Annotated in this window: 21 protein-coding genes and 1 pseudogene; 8 read left to right on the top strand and 14 right to left on the bottom strand. The window is 71.2% G+C overall.

Features of this window, described 5'->3' with window-relative positions; all coding sequences use genetic code 11:
- Positions 1-72: 72 nt before the first annotated feature.
- The 3 genes from RIN75_RS08695 to RIN75_RS08685 all read right to left on the bottom strand — a co-directional run bounded on the left by RIN75_RS08695 (position 73) and on the right by RIN75_RS08685 (position 3896).
- Positions 73-249: a hypothetical protein gene (locus RIN75_RS08695; RefSeq protein WP_309111295.1), complete on the bottom strand. Its 177-nt coding sequence runs from the start codon at positions 247-249 to the stop codon at positions 73-75.
- 250 nt (positions 250-499) lie between these two features.
- Entirely contained in the window at positions 500-1834 is a 1335-nt protein-coding gene (locus RIN75_RS08690; protein ID WP_309111294.1) for a cytochrome P450, read from the bottom strand.
- Between the two features lie 61 nt (positions 1835-1895).
- Positions 1896-3896, bottom strand: a complete 2001-nt coding sequence (locus RIN75_RS08685; protein ID WP_309111293.1) for a TIM-barrel domain-containing protein — start codon at positions 3894-3896, stop codon at positions 1896-1898.
- 295 nt (positions 3897-4191) lie between these two features.
- Between RIN75_RS08685 and RIN75_RS08680 the strand changes: the two genes are divergently transcribed.
- Positions 4192-5589: a family 43 glycosylhydrolase gene (locus RIN75_RS08680; RefSeq protein ID WP_309111292.1), complete on the top strand. Its 1398-nt coding sequence runs from the start codon at positions 4192-4194 to the stop codon at positions 5587-5589.
- A gap of 17 nt (positions 5590-5606) precedes the next feature.
- Entirely contained in the window at positions 5607-7058 is a 1452-nt protein-coding gene (locus tag RIN75_RS08675; protein WP_309111291.1) for a glycoside hydrolase family 43 protein, read from the top strand.
- Positions 7059-7108: 50 nt separating this feature from the next.
- Here RIN75_RS08675 and RIN75_RS08670 read toward each other — a convergent pair whose 3' ends face one another.
- From RIN75_RS08670 to RIN75_RS08630, 9 genes are read right to left on the bottom strand one after another with little or no spacing between them, the layout of a single operon-like run.
- Entirely contained in the window at positions 7109-9097 is a 1989-nt protein-coding gene (locus tag RIN75_RS08670; protein WP_309111290.1) for an alpha-L-fucosidase, read from the bottom strand.
- Positions 9098-9126: 29 nt separating this feature from the next.
- Positions 9127-11046, bottom strand: a complete 1920-nt coding sequence (locus RIN75_RS08665) for an alpha-L-fucosidase (protein WP_309111289.1) — start codon at positions 11044-11046, stop codon at positions 9127-9129.
- Between the two features lie 54 nt (positions 11047-11100).
- A complete protein-coding gene (gene larE / locus RIN75_RS08660; RefSeq protein ID WP_309111288.1) occupies positions 11101-11922 on the bottom strand; it encodes an ATP-dependent sacrificial sulfur transferase LarE in 822 nt (273 codons plus the stop codon).
- Positions 11922-13070, bottom strand: a complete 1149-nt coding sequence (gene larC, locus RIN75_RS08655) for a nickel pincer cofactor biosynthesis protein LarC (RefSeq protein WP_309111287.1) — start codon at positions 13068-13070, stop codon at positions 11922-11924. Before larC ends, larE begins: the two co-directional genes overlap by 1 nt.
- Complete coding sequence (gene larB / locus RIN75_RS08650) at positions 13067-13750, bottom strand: nickel pincer cofactor biosynthesis protein LarB (RefSeq protein WP_309111286.1); 684 nt, start codon at positions 13748-13750, stop codon at positions 13067-13069. The genes larC and larB overlap by 4 nt, the downstream gene beginning before the upstream one ends.
- A 2-nt stretch (positions 13751-13752) precedes the next feature.
- Positions 13753-15030 (bottom strand): nickel-dependent lactate racemase, encoded by a 1278-nt coding sequence (gene larA / locus RIN75_RS08645; protein WP_309111285.1) that lies wholly within the window; start codon positions 15028-15030, stop codon positions 13753-13755.
- Entirely contained in the window at positions 15030-15887 is an 858-nt protein-coding gene (locus RIN75_RS08640; RefSeq protein WP_309111284.1) for an amidohydrolase family protein, read from the bottom strand. The genes larA and RIN75_RS08640 overlap by 1 nt, the downstream gene beginning before the upstream one ends.
- Positions 15884-16735, bottom strand: a complete 852-nt coding sequence (locus RIN75_RS08635) for a fumarylacetoacetate hydrolase family protein (RefSeq protein WP_309111283.1) — start codon at positions 16733-16735, stop codon at positions 15884-15886. Before RIN75_RS08635 ends, RIN75_RS08640 begins: the two co-directional genes overlap by 4 nt.
- A gap of 25 nt (positions 16736-16760) precedes the next feature.
- A complete protein-coding gene (locus RIN75_RS08630; RefSeq protein ID WP_309111282.1) occupies positions 16761-17465 on the bottom strand; it encodes a FadR/GntR family transcriptional regulator in 705 nt (234 codons plus the stop codon).
- Positions 17466-17716: 251 nt separating this feature from the next.
- Here RIN75_RS08630 and RIN75_RS08625 point away from each other — a divergent pair, with 251 nt between their 5' ends.
- The 5 genes from RIN75_RS08625 to RIN75_RS08605 are packed head-to-tail and all read left to right on the top strand — an operon-like array spanning position 17717 to position 23433.
- Positions 17717-19024: an L-fuconate dehydratase gene (locus tag RIN75_RS08625; protein ID WP_309111281.1), complete on the top strand. Its 1308-nt coding sequence runs from the start codon at positions 17717-17719 to the stop codon at positions 19022-19024.
- A complete protein-coding gene (locus RIN75_RS08620) occupies positions 19021-19776 on the top strand; it encodes an SDR family oxidoreductase (protein WP_309111280.1) in 756 nt (251 codons plus the stop codon). Before RIN75_RS08625 ends, RIN75_RS08620 begins: the two co-directional genes overlap by 4 nt.
- A 39-nt stretch (positions 19777-19815) precedes the next feature.
- Positions 19816-20868, top strand: a complete 1053-nt coding sequence (locus RIN75_RS08615; RefSeq protein WP_309111279.1) for a sugar ABC transporter substrate-binding protein — start codon at positions 19816-19818, stop codon at positions 20866-20868.
- Positions 20869-20891: 23 nt separating this feature from the next.
- On the top strand, positions 20892-22397 hold the full coding sequence (locus tag RIN75_RS08610; RefSeq protein ID WP_309111278.1) for a sugar ABC transporter ATP-binding protein: 1506 nt from the start codon (positions 20892-20894) through the stop codon (positions 22395-22397).
- Positions 22390-23433 carry an ABC transporter permease gene (locus RIN75_RS08605; RefSeq protein WP_309111277.1) on the top strand — a complete coding sequence of 348 codons (1044 nt, stop codon included), beginning with the start codon at positions 22390-22392 and terminating at the stop codon, positions 23431-23433. The genes RIN75_RS08610 and RIN75_RS08605 overlap by 8 nt, the downstream gene beginning before the upstream one ends.
- Here the strand turns inward: RIN75_RS08605 and RIN75_RS08600 are convergent.
- Positions 23408-23851, bottom strand: coding sequence for a hypothetical protein (locus tag RIN75_RS08600; protein WP_309111276.1), 444 nt, complete (start codon positions 23849-23851; stop codon positions 23408-23410). The genes RIN75_RS08605 and RIN75_RS08600 overlap by 26 nt on opposite strands.
- Positions 23852-23972: 121 nt before the next feature.
- Between RIN75_RS08600 and RIN75_RS44005 the strand changes: the two are divergent.
- Positions 23973-24434, top strand: a pseudogene (locus RIN75_RS44005) (LUD domain-containing protein); the annotation flags it as partial.
- A 574-nt stretch (positions 24435-25008) separates the two neighbouring features.
- Here the strand turns inward: RIN75_RS44005 and RIN75_RS08590 are convergent.
- Positions 25009-26085, bottom strand: coding sequence for an alpha/beta hydrolase (locus RIN75_RS08590; protein WP_309111274.1), 1077 nt, complete (start codon positions 26083-26085; stop codon positions 25009-25011).
- Positions 26086-26095 lie beyond the last annotated feature (10 nt).

Below are 26095 nucleotides of genomic sequence, written 5' to 3'. Positions count from 1 at the left end.
GGCGCGTTGTCGAATGCTAAAAAAATCGTCGATATTTTTAGCCGGGTCGAGATCGGGTGGCGGTCGACGGCATCACCCGGTCATTGCGGTCACCGTGACGTGGGCGAGTCGCGCGGCCAGCGCCGACAAGTCGAACGGCGCTGTCGAACGGATCTGCACGCTGCGGAGTGCCGTCAACTGCCGCAGGGCCTCGACGGTGTCGGGGTGGTCGAATCCGAGGCCGTAGTGGGCGTCGTCGAAGTGGAGCATGACGGTGCACCAGTCCACCGCCAGTTGCAGGCGGTGAGTGGGTGCGTGAGGCAGATCCGGCCGTAGAAGCCGGGGCAGTCGTTGCCGCGCATCCGGTCCAGGTGTCGGGGCGACAGGTCGAGGCCGAAACCGGTGATCCAGTCGGTGGTTCGTTGCGCCAGAACGACTTCGTCGGGGTGTCGGGTCGGTGGCAGTGGGCAGTAGCGGGGCGGGAGTTCGACGGTCATGGCCTGGTCGGGTGGCACGGGGCTCACCGGCCGGGTCGTGTGGTGGGTTCGAGCAGGAGGCGGCGCGGGCGCAGGGCGGTGGACAGGGCGACCGGGCGGGGGTCGCTGCCGGGAGCGCTGCGCAGGCGCCACCGGCTCGCCAGGGTGGCCAGCAGCAGGGTGCTCTCGGCGAGGCCGAACTCCTGGCCTGCGCACTTGCGGGCGCCGCCGCCGAAGGTGACGAACGCGCCTCGCGGGAGGTGGCGGGCGCGCTCGGGTAGCCAGCGGTCGGGGTCGAAGGCGTTTGGTCGGTCGTGCACTTCGGCGCGCAGGTGCACGGCGGAGGGGCAGAACGCGACGGTGGTGCCGGCGGGTAGGCGGTGGCCGCCCAGGTCGACGTCTTCGGTGGTGATCCGGGTGAACAGCCACCCCGGCGGGTACAGGCGCAGCGCCTCGTTGATCACGCGGCCGGTGTGGGGCAGTCTGGTCAGGTCGGTGGCACGGGCGGGTTCGCCGCCGAGGACGGTGTCCACTTCCTGGTGGAGTGCGGCTCTGACGTTCGGGTGACGGTCCAGCAGGTGCAGTGCCCAGGACACCGTTGCGGCGACGCTGTCGGAACCGGCTACGAGCATGGTCAGTGCCTGGTCACCGACCTCGGTGTCGGTCAGGCGCTCGTCTTCGTCGCGGGCGGACAGCAGTGAGGAGAGGAGGTCACCGCGGTCGTCGTCGGTGTGGCGGTAGTCCGCGACGAGGGCGTCGATGTGGCGGCGGAGGTCGGTCAGGGCGCGGTCGAAGCGGCGGTTGATGGGGAGGGGCAGGCGTTGGAGGACGTTGGGGACGAACATGCGGGCGGTGATCTGGTGCAGGAGGGTTTCCACCGACCGCCGCATCCGGTCCACTGACGTGTCGTCGGCACGGGTGGTGAACAGGGATCGGAGGACTGTGCGCAGGGCGGCACCGAACAGGGCCGGGTAGACGTCGACCACTTGTCGGTTCCGCCACCGCGATGCCAGCGCCGCCGCCTCTTGTGCCATGACCTCCGTGTAGCGGTCCAGGCGGGAGTGGTGGAACGCGGGCTGGATCAGCCGTCGCTGCCGGCGGTGCTCGGCGTAGGGGCAGCTGCCGACCCCGTTGCCGATCGTGGCCCGGACCCGGTCGAACAACGGACCGCCCTTGTCGAACACCCGGTCGTCGGTCAGCACCCGCCACAGCAGCTCGGGGTGGCACGGCACCAGCGCCCGCACCGGTCCCAGCCGCACCTCCACCAGGTCACCGAGCTGGGACAGCGACCCCGTGAACCGAACCGGGTCACGCATCATCGGCCACGCATGACCGACCACCGGCCAGCCTCCCGGCGCCACCACCGTCGTGCGGGTCATCGCTACACCATGAGGCGCACCAACCCCACCCGCACGTCGGAACCACGCGATCAGTCGACCGTCATCCAGGTGACCCCAGCGCTTCGGCGACCGCCGCGCCTTCGCGGACGAAGACCGGGATGTGGTCGAGGGGTGCCGGGGCCTCGACGGTGGTGCCGCCGTCGTGGGTCGTGCCGGTTGTCGGGTCGAGCCAGCGGGTTCCCGTCGGCAGGTAGACGGGCCGGGAGCGGGCGCCGGCTTCGGTGACTGGGGCTACCAGGAGGTCCGGGCCGAGGAGGAATTGGTCGTCGACGGTCCAGGCTTGCTCGTCGTCGGGGAAGTCGAAGAACAGTGGGCGCATGGGTGGGGCGCCGGTGTGGTGGGCGGATTCGGACAATTCGGCCAGGTAAGGGCGGAGGCGTTCGCGTAGGCGGATGTGGGCGGCCAGGATTTCGTAGGCCTCCTCGCCGTAGGACCACACCTCGTTGGGGCCGCCGGACATCGACGTGCTGAATGCCTGGTTCGGGGCCCGGTCGCCGTGCAGGCGCATGACGGGGCTGAACGTGCCGTACTGGAACCAGCGGATCAGGACCTCGCGGTAGGCCGGGTCGTCCGGGTCGCCGCCCTGGAAGCCGCCGATGTCGGTGTTCCACCACGGGATGCCGCTCAGCGCCACGTTCAGGCCGGCCCGGACTTGGGTCGCCAGCGAGGCGAACGTGGTGGGGATGTCGCCGGACCACAGCGCGGCACCGTGGCGCTGGCTGCCGGCCCATGCGCTGCGGATCAGCGTCAGGGGCCGGTCGTTGCCGGTCGAACGCAGGCCGTCGGCCACGCCCTGGGCGTGCAGCAACGGGTAGAGGTTGCCGACCTGGGCACCCGGACCGGCGGCGTACACGGCGCGGGCGGCCAGGTGCGGGGCCACGTCCGGTTCGCAGGCGTCCAGCCAGAACAGGCTGATGCCGTGTGCGTGGTAGTGCTCGCTCAGCTCCTGCCACAGCAACTGGCGAGCGCGCGGATGGGTGGCGTCGTAGTGGGCCATCGGCTGGTAGGCGGGCCCCGGCTCGCGCGACGGCAGGTACGCGGTGAGCAGACCGCCGTGGGCGTCGCGGACCAGCAGGCCCTCGGCGCGCAGCGCGTCGTGGTTGTCGCTGCCGGGCTCGACGATCGGCCACACCGACACCGCGAGCTGCACCCCCAGCTCCGACAGCTCCTTCACCATCGCCGCCGGGTCGGGCCACTCGCCGGGCTCGAACCGCCAGTCCCCCATGTGGGGCCAGTGGAAGAAGTCGCACACGATGACCGACAGCGGCAGGTCGCGTCGGGCGTACTCGCGGGCGACGGACAGCAGCTCCTCCTGGTCGCGGTAGCGGAGTTTCGACTGCCAGAAGCCGCTCGCCCACTCCGGCAGCAACGGCGGGTGGCCGGTGGCGTCCGCGTAACCGGCCATGATCTCGGCCGGGGTGTCGCCGGCGATGACCCAGTAGTCGAGCTGACCGGTCGACTCCGCGACCCAGCGGGTGGTGTCCGCGCCCAGCTCCACCCGGCCCAGCGCGGGGTTGTGCCACAGCAGCCCGTAGCCGCGCGACGAGTGCAGGAACGGGATCGCGGCCACGGTGTTCGCCTGGACCAGGTCGACCACCAGGCCCTTCTGGTCCAGCCGGCCGTTCGGGTGCTGGCCCAGCCCGAAGATCCGCTCGTCGTCGTACGCCGCGAAGTACTGCTGCACGTGGTAGCTGCCGTCGCCGCGCGGCGAGAAGACCCGCGGTCCGGGGACGCCGACGGGCGGCTGCTTCTCCGCGAGCAGTTCACGGCCGGTCGCGGTGTGCAGGAAACGGATCCGGCCGCCGGGGTCCACTTCGACGACGAGCCTGCCGTTGACCAGCCGGGCCGATCCGTCGTCCAGCACCACCCGCTCGGCGTCGGGCGAGGGCAGTGGAGCGTCGAGCGCACCGGGCAGGTCGGTCTTGATCGCGGTCACCGCGGCGCGCACGCGCACCGCGTTCGGCCCCCAGGGTTCGATCCACACGATCTCGTGCGGGGTGCGCAGCTCCAGGCCACCGGCGTCACGAACGTAAGCAGGCATCACGTCCCCCAAAGGGCGGCTATCGAAGCGCTTCGACCGATGGGGAGGCTAGATGATCGATGCGCCGTCGTTCAAGAGCGCACTCGCATTCGAACCGATTCGACCGCAAGAGACCCCCGTTGACGTGCGCGTTACCACCGTGTTCTCATGTAGCCCGGCTGTTGAAGTTAGCGTTAACAACATGCTTTAACCCCGCCGAGATGGCTACCTGTTCGCACTCGTAGGCACGTGTTGTTAGCGCTCACTTCCGTGTCGAACGTGCCACCGCCCCGCTCAACGCAGATCGGAGCACACCATGGACCGACGAGCGCGTCTGCTCGCGGTGTCATCCCTCGTCCTCGCCTCGACGCTCGCCCTGCCCGCCGCCCCGGCGTCCGCGGCCACCCTGCCCACCGGGACCCGGTCGCTGGAATCGGTCAACTACCCCGGTCGGTTCCTCCGGCACCTCGACCACCTGGGCCGCATCGACCCCGTGACCTCGGGCAGTTCGGCGCAGACGAAGTCCGACGCCACGTTCACCGTCGTCTCCGGCCTGGCCTCGCCGTCGTGCTACTCGTTCCAGGCGGCCAACGGGATGTTCCTGCGGCACTACGACTACCGCGTCCGCCTGGAGTCCAACACCGGCACCCCGACCTTCCGCGCGGACGCCACGTTCTGCCCGGTGGACGGGTCGGTGGCGGGCTCGGTGTCGCTGGTGTCGTTCAACTACCCCGACCGGCGGCTGCGGCACCGCAACTACGAGCTGTGGCTGGACACCTTCGAGGACACCGCCCGCTTCCGCGCGGACAGCTCGTTCCGGATCACCGCGCCCTGGACGCCGAAGACGACCAAGGGACCGGTCATCCCCGGGCTGTTCGCCGACCCGCACATCACCCACTTCAACGGCCGGTACTACCTGTACCCGACGACGGACGGCTACGCGAGCTGGGCCGCGCCCCACTACAAGGCGTTCTCCTCCACCGATCTGGTGAACTGGACCGACCACGGCGTGATCCTCGACCACGGCCCGGACGTGTCCTGGGCGGACAACTCGGCGTGGGCCCCGGCGGTGGTGGCCAAGAACGGCCGCTACTACCTGTACTTCAGCGGCGGCGCGGCCTCCGGTGACACCCGCAAGCACCTCGGCGTCGCCGTGTCCGACTCCCCCACCGGGCCGTTCCGCGACGCCCTGGGCAAACCGCTGGTCCGGGGCGGCACCTACCCCGGGCAGGCCATCGACCCCATGGTGTTCACCGACGACGACGGCAAGTCCTACCTGTACTGGGGCCAGGGCACGGCGCACGTGGTGCCGCTGAACGACGACATGGTCTCCTTCGACCCGGCGGCGGTCCGCAACATCACCACGACGGGGTACAACGAGGCGTCGTTCGTGCTCAAGCGCAACGGCACCTACTACTTCATGTGGTCCGAGAACGACACCCGGGACGAGAACTACCAGGTCGCCTACGCCACCGGAGCGTCACCGCTGGGCCCGTGGACCAAGCGCGGTGTCGTGCTCCAGAAGCGCCTGGACCTCGGCATCAAGGGCACCGGCCACCACTCCGTGGTCCGGGTGCCGGGCACCGACACCTGGCAGGTCGCCTACCACCGCTTCGCCGTGCCCGGGGGCAACGGCACCAACCGCGAGGTCACCGTCGACCGGATGACGTTCAACGCCGACGGCACCATCGCCCCGATCGTCCCCACCCTCTGACCGCCAGGAGGAAGATCGTGCAAGGAACGCTGTCGCGGGTAGGCGCGACCCTGCTCACCGCGTTGCTCCTGCTCACCGCCCACGTCCTGGTCGCGGTGGACCGGGCGTCGGCCGCCGACCCGTTCACCGGGTACCTGATGGTGCACTTCACCGGCGAGACCGCGATCGGGGAGCAGATCTACTTCTCCCACAGCAAGGACGGCCTGCACTGGAACGACCTGAACGACGGCGCCCCGGTCCTGCTGTCCACCGTGGGCACCAAGGGCGTGCGCGACCCCGCGCTCGTCCGCTCCCCCAACGGCGACCGGTACTGGATCATCGCGACCGACCTGCGCATCGCCTCCGGCATCCCGTGGAGCGACGCGGTCAACCGCGGCAGCACCTCGCTGGTCGTCTGGGAATCCACCGACCTGGTGAACTGGTCCGCGCCACGCCTGCTGAACGTGGCCGGCGGCATCCCGGGCGCGGGCACCGCGTGGGCGCCCGAGGCGATCTTCGACCCCGCCAGTGGTGACTACATCCTGTACTGGGCCACGAACGCGACGCTCAACGGGATCAAGAAGCACCGGATCTACTACACGCGGACGCGTGACTTCGTCTCGTTCACCGCGCCGCAGGTCTACATCGACCGACCGGGCAGCCAGTTCGTCATCGACACGCAGATCGTCGAGTCACCCACGAGCGTCGGCGGGTTCCGGTACTACCGGGCCTCCGCCGACGGGCACATCACCATCGAGGGCAGCAACACGATCCTCGGCTCCTGGACGAGGATCGGCGACCTGTCGCACATGGGCATCTCCAACGGCACCACCGGCGGCAACGTCGTCGAGGGCCCGATGTGGATGCCGTTCAACGGCCGCACCGAGTGGGCCCTGTGGCTGGACCAGTTCAAGACCGGCCGCGGGTACATGCCCATCACGTCCACCAACCTCGGCAGCACCACCAACTTCCGCACCGTGTCGGACTACTCGGTCGGCGCCAACCGCAAGCGCCACGGCGGGATCATGAGCCTGACCGCCGCCGAGGAGAGCCGCGTGCTGGGCAAGTACGGCGTGTCCAGGCCGATCAACCGGCTCCAGTCGGTCAACTTCCCGGACCGGTACGTCCGCCACGCCAACTTCGACGTGCGCATCGACGCCAACGTCAGCCCGGTCCAGGACTCCCGGTTCCGGATCACGCCCGGCCTGGCCGACTCGTCGGCCGTGTCGATCCAGTCCGTCAACTACCCCGGCTACTACCTGCGGCACACCAACTACGACTTCGTCCTGGCACCCTACGACGGCACCGCCCAGTTCCAGGCGGACGCGACGTTCCGCCAGGTCCCGGGGCTGGCGTCGTCGTCGGCCAGTTCCTTCCAGTCCTACAACCACCCCGACCGCCACATCCGCCACTACGCCTACCAGTTGAAGCTCGACCCGATCACCACCGCCGTCGCCCGCAGTGACGCCACCTTCGCCGTGACGAACTGAACACCGAGGAGGGGGTGGACGCCCGGGCGCCCGCCCCCTCCTCGTGTGGGTCACACGGCCGTGATGGTCCAGTGGTTGTTCGGGCTGGAGTTGGGGGTCCACATGGCGCAGGTGGCGCCCGTGGTCGAGTCGCCCATGCCGTCCAACGCGGTGCCGGTGCCGCGGTTGACGATCTGGTAGCGGCCGTCGCCGACGCTGACCAGGCGCCACTGCTGGTTGTTGCCGCCGTTCCACGGCGCCTGCTGGGCCGGTGCCCCGTTGGCGGTGTTGCCCCAGCTGTCGGCGACCATGCCGTTGGTGCGGTTGACGATGCGGACGTAGCCGCCGCCCGCGTCCACGAGCTGCCACTGGAGGTTCGTGCTGCCGTCCCAGTTCCACTGCTTGAGCCGCGACCCGGAGCCGACGTCGCCGCCGCTGTCGAGCACCAGACCGGTGGTGGCGTTGGTGATCCGCGCCCAGCCCGTGGGCACCGGACCCGCGCCCAGGTTGGGGATCTGGCCGGAGAACGTCAACTTGACCACGTAGGCCGGAGCGGCGAACGGGGGCGTCGACGACGGCATGGTCAGGTGGAGGGCGGTGCCGTCCTGCCTGCGACCCGGCAGGTCGATGTAGGAACCGGCGGTGGAGTTGAGCAGGCGGGCCGAGACCAGGGTGGACAGGTTGATCCGGTTGGAGTTGAGGGTGGTGATGTCCAGAGTGCTGCCCGGCCAGCCCATGACGGTGACGTAGAGGACCGTGTTGTCCTTGGTGCGGGTGAACCGGATGTCCCGGTTGGTGCCCTCGCGGGGCTGGGTGAACGACCCGCCGCCCATCGGGGTCGGCCCCTCGCCGAAGCTGGTCCACGCGCGGGTCGAATAGATCGACTCGCCGAAGCGCTTGAGGTAGTCGCCGATCCCCAGCAGGATCGACCGCTGCCCGGACGGGATCGTGCCGTCGGCCATCGGTGCGATGTTGAGCAGGACGTTGCCGTTCTTGCTGATCCGGTCGATCAGCGAGTGCACCATCGCGTTGAGCGAGTAGTACCCGATCCCGACCGTGTAGCACCAGCTGGAGCTGGAGATGCTGTCGTCGGTCAGCCAGTACGGGTACTGGAGACCCGCCGGGCCGCCGCGTTCGTAGTCGAACACCTGGCCGCGGTTGTTGAAGCCGTCCTTGTAGGTGGCGACGACGTCCTTGTTCCACGCGACGGCGCGGTTGTAGTAGTGGGCCAGGAACTCCAGCCGCCGCGACTCGTCGACCTTGTCGAGGTTGAAGTCCTGCCAGAGGATGTCGGGCTGGTAGCCGTCCACGACCTCCTTGAGCTTGTCGATCCACAGCTGGTTCTGCGCCGGCCCGCCGAGCTGGCCGTACAGCTTGCGCAGGCTCGCGTCCGACTGGGTCGGGACCCGTTCGAAGAACCCGGTGAAGTTGTACGCGTGGTGCATGGCCAGCAGGAGCTTCATGCCCTTGCGGCGGATCGCGTCGGCGTGCAGCTTCACCAGGTCCAGCTTGGGGCCGGTGCGCACGGAGTTCCACTCGTTGACCGTGCTGTTCCACATCGAGTAGCCGTCGTGGTGCTCCGCGACCGGCCCGGCGAACCGCGCGCCGGCGTCGAGGAACAGTTGCGCCCACTCGTCGGGGTCGAAGTTGCCACCCGCGGAGCGGAGTTTCGGCGCGAACTGCACCCAGTTCCCGGCTTTGTCCCGGGCGCCGTTGATGAAGTTGTGGTACGGCCACACCGACGGATCGCCGTAGGTGTTGACGTGGTGCGTGTGCTCCGACGAACCGCTGAAGTACATCGAGCGCGGGTACCACTCGTTCGCGAACGCCGGGACGCTGAACACGCCCCAGTGGAAGTAGATGCCGAACTTGGCGTCCTGGAACCACTCCGGCGCCGGCGGGTGCTGGTCCACCGACTCCCACGTGGGCGTGTAGCTGCTCGGGCCGGCGGTGGCGTGGGCGGTGCCGACCCGCAGCACGCCGCTCGCCGCGCCAATCCCGGTGGCGCCCGCCGCGGTGAGCAATCGCCTGCGGGTGAAGCCGTTCGATGAGGAGGACATGGCCGTAACCCCTTCCTGGGATGGTCGCGTCAGGCCCGGATCAGGCGGAACTGCTGGTGGCCGCCGCCGTTGTGGTCCCACTGGTCGAGGACCGTGCCGTCGGCGGTGGACCCGCCCGGGACCTCCAAGACCCGCTGGCTGAGCCGGTTGGTGAGCAGGAAGTAGCCGTCGCCGACGGGCGTGACGGCCCAGTGCTGCTGGTGGACGTTCGCGTCGCCCCAGATGTTCATCGTGCCGCCGTTGTCCCGGGATCGGCCGCCGACCTCCAGCAGCTTGCCGCTGTTCTGGTCGCGGATCTTGAAGTAGCCGTCCCCGGTGGAGATGAAGGTCCACTTCTGGTTCGCGCTGTTCCGCCACGGCCACTGCTGCACCGGGGTGTTGTTGGCGGTGCCGGAGCCGCGCACGTCGAGCACCTTGCCGCTGTGGCGGGCCTCGATGCGGTAGACCGTGTTCGCCAGGGGGAAGCGCGACACCAGTTGGGGACGGACGCTGCGGCCGCCGATGTGCACGCCGTTGATGTTGGCGTAGCCGCCGCTGGCCGCCGTGACGGTGATGCGCACGAAACCGACGTCCCGGTTGGTCCACTCGGCGAGCTTGAGTCGCGCGTCCGCGGCCCAGTTCACGGTGGCCACCGTGGTGAAGGTGACGCCGTCGGTGCTGGTGGCGATGGTGGCCGCGGTGATGTCGCCGTCGGTGGAGTTGGTCCGGTTCCACTGCTTGGGCAGGTATTCCAGCGTGGAGACGTTGCTCCACACCCCACCGAGGTCGATCGTGATCGTCTGCGGGAGGGTGCGACCGCCGCCCCAGGTCGACCAGCACGTCTCGAAGTTCCGGTCGCTGCGGTTGTCGATCGCGTGGTAGGCGACCTCGCCGGGGTTGTAGGACGACGCGTAGGCCGCCACCGCGTTCACCGGCCACTCCACGCGCAGCGGCTGGGCGGGCAGCGGCGGGCGCGACGGGTTCGGGCTCCAGGCCGCGCCGACCTCCGCGAGCCGGTTGACGATGTTGGTGTCGAGCCTGCCCTCGCGGTTGGGCGGGCAGTTCAGCAGGTACGAGGTGTACTTGGGTTCCAGGTCGCGCAGGTCGGCCAGGATGGCGTCACGGCTGCGGGGCGCTTCGGTGGCCGTGTGCGGGTGCCAGAACCAGCCGCGGCTGATCGTCTCGCCCTGCATGCCCGCGAACGTGTTCCCCGCCGGCGCCCGGATGCCCAGCGGGGCCTCGAAGTAGATCGCGTCGCCGAGCCAGGGCTGCACCAGGGCGCCGTGGTCGACCATCACGCAGTGCGGTTGCAGCGACTTCACCAGGTTGCGGACCTCCTGGTAGGAGATCTGCTGCTGGCCCATCTGCCAGGCGTAGCCGTCGGTGATGAACACGTCGATCGTGCCGTAGTTGGTCAGCAGCTCGCGGATCTGGCCGAGCACCACGGTCATGTCGCCCGGCTCGATGGCCTGGTACGGGTCCTTGACGTGATAGCCGCCGTAGGCCTGGATGGTGTGCGTGCGGTCCCAGACCGAGTAGTACAGCCCGACCCGCAGGCCCTGGGCGCGGAACGCGTCGACGTACTGGCGCACGACGTCCTGCTTGTAGCCCGAGTAGGCCACGTTCTGCGTGCTGAACGCCGTGGGCCACAAGGAGAAGCCGTCGTGGTGCTTGGTGGTGAGCACGCCGTAGCTCATCTTCGCCGCAGCGGCCGCCGCCGCCCACTGCGCGCAGTCCACGGAGGGCGGCGCGAACTTCAACGGGCTCTGGCCGCCCGCCGCCCACTCCTCGTTGGTGAAGGTGCCGAGGTTGAAGTGGTTGAACATGCCGAACCTCAGGTTGACCAGGTTCGCCAGATCGGTCTGGGGGTCCGCCGCCGCGTACCCGGTCAGGCCCGGTACCGCGGCCGATGCCGCCGCGATGCCGGTGGCGGCCAGGAAACCTCGTCGGGACAATCCGGATGTCGTCATCGACACTCCCGTCTCGACACCGCCGCGATGCGGTGTCGTGTGTATTTCTTGCCGTCAGCCGCGGTGCGGCTCGTGGTTCAGGGCGCCCGACCGGAACACCGCCAGTTCGACCGCGTCGAACCCGGCCGCGCGCACGAGTTCGGTAAGGGCGGGTCTGATCTCCGGCCGGTCGACCAGGTCGGGGTCGAGTTCGACCCGCCCGGTGTCGCCGAGGTCGCGCACGCGCAGGTCGCGGGTCGGGGTGCCGGCGCTCGCGAGCCAGGCCCGGACGGCCACTTCGGCGCGTTCGACCCTGGCCAGGCGCGCGGGGGTGATCGCCACCCCGTACCGCACCCGGCTCGCCAGGCACGGCATGGCAGGTTTGTCCCATGTGGACAGTCGCCAGTGTCGGCTCACCGCGCGGACGGCGGCCTTGGTCATTCCGAGGTCGCGCAGCGGTGTGCGCACGCCGATCTCGTCGCCGGCGCGGATGCCCGGCCGGAACGGGTCTACCGCGTCGTCGGCGTTCACGCCGGTGGCCACCGCGTCGAGGCCGTGATCCCGTGCGACGGCGGTGATGGTGTCCAGCACGGTGGACTTGCAGAAGTAGCAACGGTTCCGGCCGTTGGCCGCGTACGCGGGGTTGTCCAGCTCGGCGGTCCGGGGTGCCACGTGCCGCACGCCGAGGCTTTCGGCGAACGCGACCGCGCCCTCCAGCTCGGCGGTGGCGAGGCTCGCCGAGTCGGCGGTGACCGCGAGCACCGCGTCGGGGCCGTTGGCGCGCGCGGCGGCGGCGAGGACGAGGGCGGAGTCCGCACCGCCGGAGAACGCCACGGCGACCGGGCCGATCGCGGTCAGGTGTGCCACGAGCCGTTCGGCGGCCGCGCTGGTGTCCATCACCGCTCCCCCGGGCTGTGAGTGGCCATGGCGAGAACGGTGCGCAGGGGCAGACCGGTCTGGCGGGCGACGGCCACGGCGTCGTCGTACTCGGGTTTTCCGTGGTGCGGACCGTGTTTGCGGCGCACGGGCATCCCGTGGACGTCGACGGTGTCGGTGGTCCTGGGCAGGGCGGCGCGCCGCACGCTCGTCCGCCGCACCCCGAGCGTGCCGGTCTCGGTGAACATCCGCCGTTCGACCTCGTCCGCGGTTTCGGGCGTGACGAGCGCGTGGAGCACGTGCCCCGGGCGGCCCTTCTTCATCGTGGCCGGGGTGATCCAGCTGTCCAGCGCGCCCGAGTCGAGCAGGAGCGCGACGACGTATCCGAGGACCTCGCCGGTGACGTCGTCCACGGTGGTCTCCAGCACGACCAGGTCGCGGATGTCCGCGGCCTCCCGGTCGCCGAGCCGGACCACCGCCACGTTCGGTCGGTCGGGCAGCGTCCGGGTGCCCACGCCGTAGCCGGTGGCCCGCATCCGCATCGGCGGCGCGGGGTCGTAGTCGGCACCGATCGCGTGCAGCAGGGCGGCGGCGGTCGGGGTCACGGTCTCGCCGGGCAGGGAGGTGCCCACGACCCGGGCGCCGGTCAGCAGCGCCGAGGTCGCCGGGGCCGGGCAGGGCAGCACCCCGTGCGCCGTGCGGACCGACCCGGCGCCGATCGGCAACGCCTCGCAGTGCACGGTCCGCACGTCCAAGGCGTGCAGCGCGGCGGCCACGCCGACGATGTCGACGAGGGTGTCGTGGCCGCCGAGTTCGTGCAGGTGGACCCGCTCGGGGTCCTCGCCGTGCAGGCGTGCCTCGACCTCGGCGATGGCGCGCAGCGCGGCGACCGCGGTGTCCGCCACGGCCCGGTCGCGCACCCGACCGGCCATGGCGATCAACTCCCCCGCCGCGCGGCTCGTGGCGTCGTCGGTCACCGTCACGACCGCCCGCCGCCCGGTGAGCCCGTGGGTGAGCACCGGGGTGACGGCGAGGTCCCACCCGGTCAGGCCGGTGTCGGCGACGGCCGCCCGGATCGCGTCGAGCGGCGCGCCCGCGTCGACCAGCGCGGCCAGCAGCATGTCCCCGGCCAGCCCGGTGAACGGCGAGATCAGGCAGACCCGGCTCACCCCGTCCTCCGCCCCACCACGCGCGCGAGCCGGAACGCGGCCATCGCCGCCCCGAACCCGGAGTCGATGTTGACCACCGTGATCCCCGCCGCGCAGGAGGCGTGCATCGCCAGCAACGCGGTGATCCCCTCCAGGCCGGCCCCGTACCCGGTCGAGGTGGGCACGGCGACCACCGGGCACGCGACCAGGCCACCGATCGCGCTCGCCAGCGCGCCCTCCATGCCCGCCACCACGATGACACTGTCCGCAGTGGACAGTCGCTCCCGTTCGGCCAGCAACCGGTGCAGACCCGCCACACCCACGTCGGTGACCGTCGTGACGCCCAGCCCCACCGCGGCGGCGACGGCGGCGGCCTCCCGCGCCACGGGCAGGTCGGCCGTGCCCGCCGCCGCCACGACCACGTCGAACCCGGTCGGCGCGGCCGGCCGCCACACCAGCAGCCGCGCCCCGTCGTCGTAGGCACCGTCCGGCACGTCGGCCAGCACGGTTTCCGCCGCGTCCGGCTCCACCCGTGTGACCAGCACCGGCCCGTCGTTGTGCCGCAACAACGTCCGCACGATCCCGACGACTTGGTCGGGCGTCTTCCCGCTGCCGTACACCACTTCCGGCAGGCCTTGGCGCGCCTCGCGATCCACGTCGACCCGGGCGAACCCGAGGTCGACCACGTCCGGTCCCGCCATGCTCAGCCTCCCTGGACGTACGGGATCGTCTGCGGTCCTTCGGGCAGCACGCACAGCCGCGCGCCCGGTCCCGCCGCCGCCAAGGCCTGAGCGACGGTCGCCGAGACGTCGTCGGTCTGGCTCAGGTGCGCGGACGCAAGCTCGGCCTCGCTGAGGTACGAGGTGTGCATGACGACCCGGCACTCGGCCTGGATGCGGGCCTGGATCTGCACCTGCCACTGGTCGGGCACGGTGGCCGTCCGCGCGGAGATCTCGGCGAGCAGCGCCGCCGGCGAGTCGGCCGAGGCCAGCACCTCGCGGTAGGAGCCGTGGTCGGGGAAGCCGTCCCGGCACTCGGCCGCGCACACGATCGTGCCGCCGGGCGCGACCACCTGGTAGGCCGCCGACATCCCCTTCACCGCCTGGTAGAGGTTCTGGTCCAGCGGATAGCCCGAGTTGGTGGTCACCACCACGTCGAACCGGTGCGGCACCGGCCGCATCGCGATCTCACGGGCGGTGCGCACGGCCTCGGCGTGCATGGCGAGCAGGTCCCCGCCGAACGCGGCCACGACCTGCTTGTCCTGGTTGAGGACCACGTCGAACCCGAAGGTCACGCCGGTCGCCGCCGCGATCGCCCGGACGTCGTCGTGCACCGGGTTGCCCTCGATGATCCCCCACGCCGCCCGCGGGTGGCCGATCCGGCGCGCGTCGTGCAGCACCAGCACCGTCTCCAGCGCGGCCAGGCCGGGCGCGACCAGCTTGGGGCCACCGGAGAACCCGGCGAAGAAGTGCGGCTCGACGAACCCGGTCGTGATGCGCACGTCCGCGTTCAGCCACTCGCTGTTGAGCCACACCGGCACGCCCGCGCCCAACTCCCCCACCCAGGTCAGGCTTCCGGGGTCGCGGGCGTCGTGGTTGACGATCCGCACCGAATCGACCACGTCGTCACCGAACATCCGGCGCAGCTCGGCGTCGGAGTTGCCCCGGTGGGTGCCGGTGGCGACCAGCACCACGACGTCGTCGAGGTCGACCAGGCCGTCGAGTTCTTCGAGGATCGCGGGGATCATCAGCTCGCGCGGCTGCGGTCGGGTCCCGTCGCAGGCGGAGATCGCCACGGTCTGGCCGCGTCGCACCCGCTCGCGCAGCGGAGGACCCGCCACCGGGGACCGCAGCGCCCTGCGCAGGACGTCCCGTGGTGGCTCGGTGGCCTGGTGGTGCCTCGGCGTCACCACCGTGGTCACCGCCGGGTCCACGCGCAAGTCCAGCCCGGTCTCGCCGTAGGCCAGCCGGACGGTCTCCATCACCGCTGCCCCAACCGGTAGACGCGGGTGGCCGTGCCGCCGAAGACCGCGGCGCGCTCGGCGTCGCCCAGGCTCGCGGTCAACTCCTCGGCGGCGCCCACGACCTCGGCGTAGGACGCGGCGAGCAGGCACACCGGCCAGTCCGAGCCGACCGCCAGCCGCTCCGGCCCGAACGCCTCCAGCGCCACGTCGACGAACGGCCACAACTCCTCCACCGTCCACAGTGGACCAGCCTCGGTGACCAGCCCGGACAGCTTGGCGACCACGTTCGGTTCGGCGGCCAGCTCGGCGATCCCGCTCGCCCACGGCTCCCACGACCCGCCCGCGATGTCCGGTTTGGACAGGTGGTCGAGCACGAACACCAGGTCCGGTAACGCCCGCACGGCCCGCACCGCCGCGGGTAGCTGGTGCGGCCGGGTCAGCAGGTCGTAGACCAGCCCGGCGTCGCGCACCGCCCGCAGCCCGGCCAGGACGTCCGGGCGGGTCAGCCACTCCGGGTCGGGCTCGGACTGCACCAGGTGCCGCACGCCCACCAGCCGGTCGCCGCCCGGCCCGGACCGCAGCCGGTCCAGTTGTTCGGCGACGTCGGGCGCGGTCAGGTCCACCCACCCCACGACCCCGGCGATCAGGTCGGACTTCCCGGCCAGCGCGAGGAACTCGGCGGTCTCGTCGATGTCGGGGAGCACCTGGACCAGCACGGTGGCGTCCACCCCGGCCGCCGTGGTCACCGCGCGCAGGTCGTCCTGGCCGTAGTCGCGCCGGATGGGGGCGAGGGCGGGTTCGTCGAGCCAGTCCTGCGGCCGGGCGGCGAGGTCCCAGAGGTGGTGGTGCGCGTCGACCCGGATCACGGCGTTCACGCCTGCCCCAGGACGTGCCGCTGCCGGCCCAACCCGTCGATCTCGGCCTCGACCACGTCACCGGCCCGCAGGTACGGGAAGTCGTTGGCGCCGAACGCGACGCCCGCCGGAGTACCGGTGTTGATCACGTCACCCGGTTCCAGGACCATGAACTGGCTGAGGTACCAGACGACGTGCCGGACACCGAAGATCATGTTCTTGGTGTGGCCGTCCTGGCGCGGTTCGCCGTTGACCCGCAACCGCATCGCCAGCCCCTGCGGGTCGCCGACCTCGTCCGGGGTCACCAGCCAGGGGCCGAGCGGGTTGAACGTCTCGCACGACTTGCCCTTGTCCCACTGGCCGCCCCGCTCGTGCTGGAACGCCCGTTCGGTGACGTCGTCGGCGATGGCGTAGCCCGCGATGACACTGTCCGCGTCGTCGGGCGAGTCCAGGTAGCGCGCGGTCGCGCCGATGACCACGGCGAGTTCGATCTCGTAGTCGGTCTTCACGCTGCCGCGCGGGACGAGCACGGTGTCATCGGGGCCGATCACCGTGTTGGCGGCCTTCATGAACACGACCGGTTCCGCGGGCGGGGGCGTGACGGTCTCGGCGGCGTGGTCGGCGTAGTTGAGCCCGATGCACACGACCTTCCCCGGGCGGGCGACCGGGGCGCCGACGCGTTGCCCGGCGATGTCCACCGGCGACAACCCGCCGGACGCCAGGGCCGCGCGGACCCGGTCCACACCGCCGCCGGCCAGGAACGCGCCGTCGATGTCGGCGGTCAACGGGGTCAGGTCGTAGGCGGTGCCGTCGGTGTCGAGGACGGCGGGGCGCTCGTGCCCTGCCGCACCTACGCGCAGAAGTCTCATCGGTCTCTCCCGGAGAACGGAGGGGTCAGCCGGTGGGCGGGATGTCGTCGTCCCGCTCGACGTGCTCGCGCAGCCAGCGCTCGGTGGTGGTCACGTGCATGAGGGCGGCGGCCTGGGCCAGTGCGGCGTCCCGGTCGAGCAGGGCGTTGAAGATCGCCTCGTGTTCGGCGAGGGTGCGGCTGGCGGCGTTGTCGTCGACCAGTCCGCGCCACACCCGGGCCCGGACCGTGCGGCCGGAGATGCCTTCGAGCAGGGTCGTCAGGGTGGCGTTGCCGGTGGCGGCGACGACCGCGCGGTGGAAGGCGGCGTCGTGCTGGTTGAGCAGTTCCACGTCGTCCTTCGCCGCGCGCATGGCGTCGAGGTGCCCCTCGACCACGGCGAGTTCGGCGGCGCTGATCCGGGTCGCCGCGAGCCCGGTGGCGACCGGTTCGAACAGCCGGCGCACCTCGGTCAGCTCCAGCAGGGTCTCGCCGCGCAGCAGCTCCACGGCCGACGCGATCCCGCCCAGCACCACCTCGGGTTCCAGGCTCGTCACGTACGTGCCGTCGCCCCGCCGGATCTCCAGCACCCGGGCCACGACCAGCGCCTTGACCGCCTCCCGCATCAGGTTGCGGGACAGGCCCAGTTCGGCGGCCAACTGCTGCTCGGGGGGCAGTTTCGACCCCGGCGGCAGCTCGCCCGACTGGATCAGGTCCCTGATGCGGTCGATGGCCTTGTCGGTCAGTGACACGGCGGCTCCCCGGTGATCTGCACTGCGGCCGGACGCTAGCAATACATCCCATCTTCGCGGAAGACCTCCGACGTCTCAAAACCTCGGCCGCCCCCACCAGGAAGCGCTGACCAGCCACTTTGCGGATTCCGTGACTCATTTGGTCAGCGATCTGGACACGGCCACCCCCGGCAACCTATAAATCCATCCCATGTCCAGTGCCGGTTGTTGCCTGGCTGACACGCCACAGACACACGAACGGGGGCGGCCTGGTGACTGAGCTGATCACCGCCGTCGACGCGGTCGACGTGCGGTTCCCCACCTCGCGCGACCTCGACGGCTCCGACGCGATGAACCCCGAACCCGACTACTCCGCCGCCTACGTCACGATCCGCACCAGCGCCGGGGCCGAGGGCCACGGCCTGGCCTTCACCGTGGGACGGGGCAACGACGTCGAAGTCGCGGCCGTGCGGGCGTTGGCGCCGCTGGTGGTCGGCCTGCCCGTGGACGAGGTCCTGGGCGACCTCGGCGCGTTCTCCCGCCGGCTGACCGGCGACAGCCAACTGCGCTGGCTCGGCCCGGAGAAGGGCGTCATCCACATGGCCGCCGCCGCGATCGTCAACGCCGTGTGGGACCTGTACGGCCGCCGCGAGGGCAAACCCGTGTGGCGGCTGCTCGCCGACCTGTCCCCCGAGCAACTGGTCGACCTGGTCGACTTCCGCTACCTGGAGGACGCCCTCACCCGCGACGAGGCGCTGGACATCCTGCGCCGCGCCGAACCCGGCCGCGCCGAACGCACCGAACGCCTCCTGAGAGACGGCTACCCCGCCTACACCACCACCCCCGGCTGGCTCGGCTACGACGACGAAAAGCTGGTGCGGCTGGCGAAAGAGGCCGTCGCCGACGGGTTCACCCAGATCAAGCTGAAGGTCGGCGCCCACCCCGCCGACGACCTGCGCCGCCTGCGACTGGCCCGCGAGGCGGTCGGGCCGGACATCCGGATCGCCGTGGACGCCAACCAGGCGTGGGGCGTGCGGCAGGCCATCGAGTGGATGGCCGCGCTCAAACCCTACGACCCGTACTGGATCGAGGAACCCACCTCGCCCGACGACGTCCTGGGCCACGCCGAGATCCGGCGGGCCGTCGCACCGGTCAAGGTCGCCACCGGGGAGCACACCCACAACCAGGTGATGTTCAAGCAACTGCTCCAGGCCGGCGCGCTGGACGTCCTCCAGCTCGACGCCAGCCGCACCGCCGGCGTCACCGAGAACGTCGCGATCCTGTTGCTGGCGGCCAAGTTCGGCGTCCCGGTGTGCCCGCACGCGGGTGGTGTCGGGCTGTGCGAGATGGTCCAGCACCTGGCGATGTTCGACTACGTGGCGGTCAGCGGCACCACGGAGGACCGCGTGATCGAGTACGTCGACCACCTGCACGAGCACTTCACCGACCCGGTCCGCATCCGCGCCGGCCGCTACCTCGCGCCGACCGCGCCGGGCATCGGCGCCGAACTGCTCCCCGCCTCGATCGCCGCCCACCGCTTCCCGGACGGGCCTGTCTGGAACCGGCAGGCCACCGCATGACCGGGGAACTGGCCGGGCTGTCCGCCGTGGTGACCGGCGGCGCTTCCGGCATCGGACTGGCCACCGCGCGACTGCTGGCCGCGCGCGGCGCCCGCGTCGCCTGCCTCGACCTCACCCCCGAGGGGGTTCCGGAGCCGCTGATCGGCATCCGGGCGGACGTGGCCGACGACGACACCGTGAAAGCGGCCGTCGAGCAGGCCGCCCAGCGGCTCGGCGGCATCGACGTCCTGGTCAACAACGCCGGCATCGGCGCGCAGGGCGGCATCGAGGACAACCCCGACGACGAGTGGCGGAAAGTCTTCGACGTCAACGTCTTCGGCATCGTCCGCACCACCCGCGCCGCGCTGCCGCACCTGCGCCGGTCGTCCAGCGCGGCCATCGTCAACACCTGTTCCATCGCGGCCACCGCGGGCCTGCCCGACCGCGTCCTGTACTCGGCCACCAAGGGCGCGGTGCTGGCGCTCACCCGCGCCACCGCCGCCGACCTCGTGCGCAGCGGCATCCGGGTCAACTGCGTCAACCCGGGCACCGCCGACACGCCGTGGATCGACCGGCTGCTGGCCCGCGCCGCCGACCCGGAGGCGGAACGGGCCGCGCTCAACGCCCGCCAGCCCATGGGCCGCCTGGTGACCGCCGACGAGGTCGCGCACGCCATCGCCTACCTGGCGAGCCCGCTGTCCGGCTCGACCACCGGCACCGACCTCGCCGTCGACGGCGGCATGAGCGGCCTGCGCACCCGCCCCCGCACCTGATCTGGCGCCCCCGGCTCCCGCCCGCTAGGAGAAACCGCCGTGAAGAGCACAGCCCGCACCTACGCACGTCTCGGCCTCGTCACCGCCCTCGCCGCCACGCTCGCCGCGTGCGGCGCGACGGGCACCGGGCAGACCGGTGGCGCCCCGGTGGTCGGTGTCGACTACCCGCGCTCCGACACCGACTTCTGGAACTCCTACATCAAGTACACCCCCGAGTTCGCGAAGGAACTCGGTCTGGACCTCAAGACCACCAACTCGCAGAACGACGTCGCGAAGCTCACCGCCAACGCCCAGACGTTCATCAGCCAGGGCGTCAAGGGCGTCGCGATGGCCCCGCAGGACACCGCCGCCATCGCGCCGACCCTGGCGCAACTGGAAGCGAAGAAGATCCCCGTCGTCACCGTGGACACCCGGCCCGACACCGGCAAGGTGTTCATGGTGGTCCGCGCGGACAACCGCGCCTACGGCGAGAAGGCGTGCCGCTTCCTGGGCGCGAAGCTGGGCGGCAAGGGCAAGGTCGTGATGCTGCAGGGCGACCTCGCCTCGATCAACGGCCGGGACCGCACCGAGGCGTTCAACGACTGCATGAAGGCCAACTACCCGGGCATCACGGTGTTCGGCGAGGCCACGAACTGGGACGGCGCGGTCGCGGCGCAGAAGCTCCAGACCGACCTGACCGCCCACCCCGACATCAAGGGCGTCTACATGCAGTCCAGCTTCGCGCTCGCCGGGACGCTCCAGGTGCTCAAGCAGAAGGACCTGCTGGTCCCGCCGAGCGACCCGAGGCACGTGTTCGTGGTCTCCAACGACGGCATCCCGGAGGAACTCAAGAACATCGCCGAGGGCAAGATCGACGCCACCGTCTCCCAGCCGGCCGACCTCTACGCCAAGTACGCCCTGTACTACCTGAAGGCCGCGATCGACGGGAAGACGTTCTCCCCCGGCAAGACCGACCACGACAGCACGATCATCCAGGTCCGCGACGGCGTGTTGGAGGACCAACTGTCCGCACCCCTGGTCACCGCCGACGGCGGCACATACGACGGGGTCCCCAGCGTGAAGAACGACGACAAGTCCCTGTGGGGCAACTAGCCCATCGGAAGGCGAGGAGCGACATGGCTGCCGCCGCACCCGTGGTCGAGGCGACGGGGATAACGAAGCGGTTCGGGTCCACCGTGGCCCTGCACGAGGCCGGCATCACGATCGAGCCCGGGCAGACCCACGCGCTGGTGGGGCGCAACGGGGCGGGCAAGTCGACCCTGGTGTCCATCCTCACCGGGCTCCAAGCGGCGGACGAGGGCGCGGTGACCTTCGCCGGCGAGCCCGCGCCGCGCCTGGCCGACCGGGACGCGTGGCGGCAGCGGGTGGCGTGCGTCTACCAGAAGTCCACGATCATCCCCGAGCTGACCGTGGCCGAGAACCTCTTCCTCAACCGGCACGACCACGGCCGCACCGGGCTGATCCGGTGGAAGACGGTGCGGGCCAAGGCCCGGGACCTGCTCGACACGTGGTCGGTCGACGTGGACGTGCGCACGCCCGCGAAGGAACTGGACGTCGAGCAGCGGCAGTTCGTGGAAATCGCCCGGGCGCTGTCGTTCGGAGCGCGGTTCATCATCCTGGACGAGCCGACCGCCCAGTTGGACGCGTCCGCCATCAACAGGCTGTTCAACCGGATCCGCGACCTCCAACGGCAGGGCGTGACGTTCCTGTTCATCAGCCACCACCTGCAAGAGGTCTACGAGATCTGCGACACCGTCACGGTGTTCCGCGACGCCCGGCACGTCCTGACCGCTCCGGTCGACGACCTGCCGCGCGCCGACCTCGTCGCCGCCATGACCGGCGAAGCCGCCTCGGAAACCGCCGGCGAGCGCCACGGCCCGTCCGCGGACGCCCCGGACGTGCTCACGGTGGACAGCGCGTCTCTTCCCGGCGCCTACGACGACGTGTCGTTCCGCATCCGCGCCGGCGAGATCGTCGGTCTGGCCGGTGCCGCGAGCAGCGGTCGCATCGAGATCGCGGAGACTGTCGTCGGCTTGCGGGCCGCCTTTGGCGGTGTCGTCGAAATCGCCGGCCACCGGCCCCGGCCGGGCAGTGTGCCGGCGGCGCTGGCGGCGGGCGTGGGTTTCGTCCCGCAGGACCGCCACCACCAGGGGTTCGTGCCGGAGATGTCCATCGCGGACAACGGCACCCTGACCATCCCGGACCGGCTGGGCCCGGCCGGGTTCATCGACGGCCGCCGCCGGGACCGGTTCGCCCGGACCATGATCGGCAAGCTCGCGATCAAGACCCCCGGACCGGAGCTGCCGGTGTCCGGCCTGTCCGGCGGCAACCAGCAGAAGGTCGTCATGGCCCGCGCGCTGGCCAACGACCCGAGGCTGCTGGTGCTGATCAACCCGACCGCCGGCGTGGACGTGCGGTCCAAGGAGTTCCTGCTCGGCAAGGTCGAGGAGGTCGCCGAGTCCGGCACCGGGGTGCTCATCGCCTCCGACGAACTCGACGACCTGCGCATGTGCGACCGGGTCCTGGTGGTGTTCCAGGGCCGGGTGGTCGCCGAGATCCCCCGCGGCTGGCACGACCACCAGCTCGTGGCCGCGATGGAAGGAGTGGACCTCGATGGCTGAGACCACGACCGCAGCCCCGGTCACCGGGGACGGCGCGGCGGGCGGTCCGGGGGGCCGGGTCGCCGGTGGCCGGCGGATCGCGTTCGCCCGGATGCGCGACCTGGCGCTGATCCCCGCGATCGTCGTGATCGCGATCGTCGGCCAGCTGGTCAGCCCGGTGTTCCTCCAGCCGGACAACCTGGTCAACGTCCTGCAGACCATGTCCGAGATCGCGGTCCTCGTACTGGCCCAGACGCTGGTCCTGATCGTCAAGAAGATGGACCTGTCGCTGGAGTCCACCGTCGGGCTCGCGCCCGGGGTCGCCGCGTGGCTGACCGTGCCCGTGGGCGCCGGCCACGGACTGGGCCTGCTGCCCGGTGGCTGGTCGGTGCCCATCACCCTCGCGGTCGGCGTGCTGATCGGCGTGGTCAACGCGCTGTTCATCATCCGGTTCGGCCTCAACGGCTTCATCGTCACGCTCGGCATGCTGATCGTGCTGCGCGGCATCCTCACCGGCATCTCCGGCGGCCAGACGTTCTTCCAGCTCCCGGAGTCGATGCTCTACCTGGGCACCACGCAGTGGCTCGGCGTGCCCGCGTCGGTGTGGCTGTGCCTGGCGCTGTTCGCGGCCGGCATCGTGCTGCTCGGGTTCACCAGCTTCGGCCGGTCCCTCTACGCGATCGGCGGCAACGTGGACGCGGCGAAGGCGGCGGGCATCCGCACCGACCGGGTCCTGTGGATCGTGATCGTCTCGGCGAGCCTGCTCGCGGCGCTCGGCGGCCTGCTGCTGTCCGGGCGGCTGGCGTCGGTCGCGTCGGCGCAGGGCAACGGGTACATCTTCACCGTGTTCGCGGCGGCCGTGATCGGCGGCATCAGCCTCAACGGCGGCAAGGGCACCATGTTCGGCGCGTTCACCGGCATCCTGCTGCTGTTCCTGATCCAGAACGTGCTCACCCTCGGCGGTGTGCCGGCCCAGTGGATCGGCGCGCTCAACGGCACGATCATCCTCATCGCGCTGGCCCTGTCCCGCGTCACCGGGGGCAAGGCCCAGGAATAGCCCCGATCCGCCGGCGCCGGAGCTCGTCGGGGTTCCGCGCCGCCCAGATGTTGCTGATCCAGTCGCCCGCGATCTCGAACGCGAACACGGTGGCGAGGTCGCCGTCCTGCTCGGCCCCCAGGCCGGGCAGGCCGTTGCCGGTGGTCTCGTGGAACGTCGTGCGGTGGCCGGAGACCCGGGCGATCTCGGCGTAGGCGCGGGCGATCCGCGCACCGCCGACGATCGGCCGCAGGTGGGTGACGGTCAGCCCGCCGCCCTCGGCGGTCTCGGTGGCGTCGGGGTCGAGCAGGCTGATCAGGGCGTCGATGCCCTTGGTCTCCCAGGCGGTCTTGAACGGCCGGACGATGCCCGCCTGTTCGGCTTTCGGGCCGGCCGGGGTCCGTGCGGCGCGGACGCGGCGGCGGGCGGAGGAGGCCATGGGCGACCTCGCTTGCCCTCTCCCATTACGACAACGCAGCCACCCGATTTGTCAGGTCGCCTGACATTTCGAGGGGCTGCGTTGTCGTATCGGGTGAGGACGACAAGAAGGAGACAGGACCTTGCTGCACGACACCACCCCGACCGCGTCGTTCACCGACCCGGCCTCGGCCCCGCAACTGGAGCGCGTCGCCGAGGCGTTGCGCGCCAACGGCTTCGCCGCAGAGATCCTGGACGATGCCGCAGCCGCGCGCGTCCGCGTCAAGGACCTGATCCCCGAGGGTTCCAGCGTGCTCACCGGAGCCAGCGAAACCCTCCGGCTGTCCGGCATCGACGACGACCTCAACGCCGGCGGCCGGTACGACGCCATCAGGCCCCGCATCCTGACCGTCGACCGCGCGACGGGCGGTGACGAGATCCGCAGGCTGGTCTCGACCCCGGACTTCGTCGTCAACAGCGTCGCCGCGGTCACCGAGACGGGGTCGCTGGTGCTGGCCTCGGGCAGCGGCAGCCAACTCCCCGCCAACGCGGGCGGTGCGGGTCACGCGGTCTGGATCATCGGCGCGCAGAAGGTCGTGCCCGACCTGCCCACGGCCCTGCGCCGCGTCGAGGAACACGCCCTGCCATTGGAGACCGCCCGCGCGCAGGCGGTCTACGGCATGCCCCAGCGCCATCAACCGCCTACTCATCCTCAACGCCGACCCCCGCCCCGGCCGCGCCACGGTGCTCCTGCTCCGCGAGGCCATCGGCTACTGACCCACCCAGCCGGCATCCCCACCCACACTCCCGCCGCCGTGCTGCCCCACCCAAGGCCACCGGCCACTGACCCACCCAGCCGGCATCCCCACCCACACCTCCGCCGCCGCTCCGGCCCCACTTCCGCCGCTTCCGCCGCTCCGGCCTTCGCTTCCGCTCCCGGCTTCCGCCCGCTTCCACCGCCGCTTCGGTCGCTTCGGTCGCCGCTTCGGCCGACTCTGTCGGTACCCCGTGGGAGAATGGAGTCGGGGGCCGGAGGCCACGGGAGTCGCGGCCGGAGGCAACAGGAGTCGGGGCCGGAGCCGGGAGCCGCGGAACGGGAGTCGCGGGCCGGAGCCGCGGACCGGGAGCCGCGGGAGTCGCGGGCCGGAGCCAGGGGGCGGGGGCCGAGTCAGAGCCGTTTCAGACGCCGTTGGCTTGCGGACCGACACCGGCCCCGGCGGCCATGCGACGCAGTTCCGCCGCGACGTCCCGCATCGCTGCCCGAGCGTGCCGGTCGCAACCCAGGAACGACGCGAACCCGTGCACCAGCCCGTCGCGGTGCAGGTGGGTCACCTGCACCCCGGCGGCCCTCAGCCGCTCCGCGTACTCCGTCCCCTCGTCCCGGAACGGGTCGAACCCCGCCGTGACCACGCACGTCGGCGGCAGCCCGCGGAAGTCGGGAGCGCGCAACGGCGAGGCGTACGGCTCGTGCAGCCGCACGGGGTGCGGCGAGTAGCACGACCGGTACCAGTCGACCATGTCGCTGTCGAGGAAGTACCCGCGCCCGAAGAGCTGCCGCGACCGGTGCTCACCCAACCCGTCCACGGCCGGGTAGAGCATCAGCGTGAAGGCCGGCGACGGCGCAGCCTCGTCGACGCACCGCTGCGCCACGACAGCCGCGAGCGCCCCGCCCGCGCTGTCACCACCGACCCCCACCCTCGCCGCGCCACCGCCGAAGCGCTCCGCGTTGGCCACGACGTGCCGGAACGCCGCGTGGGCGTCGTCGACCGCGGCCGGGTACGGGTGCTCCGGGGCGAGGGCGTACTCGACGGACACGACCCGCACGCCACCGTGCCGGCTGAGGAACCGGCAGATCCCGTCGTGGCTGGTGATGCTGCCGATCGCGAAGCCGCCGCCGTGGAAGAACACCATCAGGGGCAGCGGACCGGACGCGCCGGGCGGGCCGTAGACCCGCGCCCGGAGCGGGCCGCGTGCACCGGGCACGACGGTGTCGTAGGTCCGCACATCACGCGCGATGCCCGCGTTCAGCACGGACGACACGATGTCGAAGTCCCGCCGGGCCGCCCCGAGGTCGGGCACCACCTTGGGGTCGGCCCTCGGCACGAACCGCTCCAGCGCGATCAACAACTGAGCCGTCGGACTCGTCCGCGCGCCCTCGACCTCGACGGGCGGGCCGACGATCGCGCGAATCACCCGGTCGGGCAGGCGCAGGGCGGCCACCACCGCGAGGGTGGCCAAGCGGAGTGCCAGTCTCACCGATGACTTC

Origin of the sequence: Saccharothrix sp., from assembly GCF_031180885.1 — a bacterium.
In the GTDB taxonomy this organism is placed as follows: Bacteria; Actinomycetota; Actinomycetes; order Mycobacteriales; family Pseudonocardiaceae; genus Actinosynnema.
This window is presented reverse-complemented; position numbering and strand designations above follow the sequence as displayed.